Here is a 1,862-nt window from a genome sequence, read left to right on the forward strand (position 1 = left end):
CCTCGAAGCTGGTGTCGGGACCGATCTCCGCGCGGTCCACCTCGAAACGGCCGACCAGGATGTCGACCAGCCTGTCGTACGTCGCACTCATCTGCGCACTCCTGCTCTCTCGTGCGGATCGGTCTCGTGCGGGCCGTCTCCGGGACGGGCGATCACGGGCCAGGTCAGTACCGTCGAGCCCCAGGTGAGGCCGCCGCCGAACGCCGTGAGCAGGACGCGGTCGCCCGGCCCGATCCCGCCGGCGGCGTGTGCCTGGTCGAGCGCGAGGGGGATCGACGCGGCGGCGGTGTTGCCCACCTCGGCGATGTTGCTGACGCAGCGTTCGGGCGGGATGCCGAGCTCTTCGGCGAGGTGCCGGGTGATCCGGGCGTTGGCCTGGTGGCCGACCAGCCGGTCGACGTCCCCGGTCTTCCAGCCCGCGCGGTCCAGCACCGTCCGCGCCGAGTGGCTCATCCGCTCCACCGCGAGCCGGAAGACCTTCTTGCCGGCCATGGTGAAGTAGTGGTCCCCGGGGCCCGGTTCGACGCCGGACAGCCGCTGGCGCGAGCCGCCCGCGAGCACCGTGATCAGGTCGCCGCCCTCGCCCTCGCTGCCGAGGTCGAACGGTCCCAGGGCGCCCGGTTCGGCCGGGTCGCCGGCCCGCAGCACCACCGCGCCCGCGCCGTCCCCGAAGATCACCGAGGTGGTCCGGTCGCGCGGGTCGAGGATGCTGGAGAAGGTCTCGGCGCCGATCACCAGGACGCGTCCGGCGATGCCCGCGCAGATCAGTCCGGCCGCGGTGGCGAGCCCGTAGACGAATCCGGTGCAGACCGCCGAGACGTCGTACGCGGGCGTCCCGGACAGTCCCAGCCGCGCGGCGACCAGGGGGGCCGTGGCTGGGCAGGGCCGGTCCGGGGTGGTGGTGGCGACCAGCACGGCGTCCACGGCCGGGTCGCCCGCGGACGCCAGGGCCCGGGCGCCCGCCCCGACGGCCAGGTCGGAGGTGGCCGTGCCGGGTGCGGCGAAGTACCGCCGCCCGACCCCGGTCCGCGACCGTATCCACTCGTCGGAGGTGTCCAGGCTTGCGGCCAGCTCGTCGTTGGACACCGCCCTGGACGGCAGGCGGCTGCCGATCCCGGTCAGCACCGCGGCCCGGTTCACCGGGCACCGCCGCGCGGTCCTCGGTCTCCGGTGGCGGCCCGGCGTGCCGGGCGGCTGTTGCCGTGTACGACCACGCGGTGTCCCTCCCCCTCGTGTGCCTCGTGTCCGGTTCGGCCGGCGGTGTGCTCCGCGGTACGCCCGTGCGGCGCGCCGGGCCGGATGTCCCGGTCCGGGGCCGTACGGACGGCGCGTCAGCCGAGTGTGTGCGGGGCCGCTGACCGGGCGCTGACCGAGCGCTGACGGCCGGCTGACCCGCCGCGGCGGGCAGCCGGGGGAAGGCCCGGAGGGAGGCGGGAAGCACCCGGGGAGAACCGGTGGGAGACGGACAGGGACGGGGCCCGGCGGGCGGGGCCGCGGCGCCGGCGCCGCTCCGGATCCGGCCGGGGGCGCCCGCCGGGCCCGCCCCGGTGCTGGTCAGCCGCCGGTCAGCCATCCGTCAGCGCCCGGTCAGCAGCCGTCGGCAGACTCGGCAGCCCGGCCGGCCCGACGGACGGTCCGGCAGCCCGAACGACAGCCCCGATCGACAGCCCAACGGCAGCGCGCCCGTCCCCGACCCTCCCGCCACCGACGCCTCCGGGCGGGCGGGCCCCGCGGCCGGGCGCCGGAAAGGCAGGGCACGTCCGTGAGTACGACGAGTGCGACGTACGACAGGCTGGTCGACATCCTGGTCGGCCGTTTCGAGGTGGACCGCGCGGAGATCGGTCCCGACACCAGCTTCGAGG

Annotated in this window: 1 protein-coding gene; it reads right to left on the reverse strand. The window is 76.2% G+C overall.

What is annotated here, in order from left to right:
- Positions 1-87: 87 nt before the first annotated feature.
- Entirely contained in the window at positions 88-1,140 is a 1,053-nt protein-coding gene (locus CUT44_RS17620; RefSeq protein ID WP_100202846.1) for a beta-ketoacyl-ACP synthase III, read from the reverse strand.
- Positions 1,141-1,862 lie beyond the last annotated feature (722 nt).

The organism is Streptomyces carminius (genome assembly GCF_002794255.1).
Taxonomy (GTDB): Bacteria; Actinomycetota; Actinomycetes; order Streptomycetales; family Streptomycetaceae; genus Streptomyces; species Streptomyces carminius.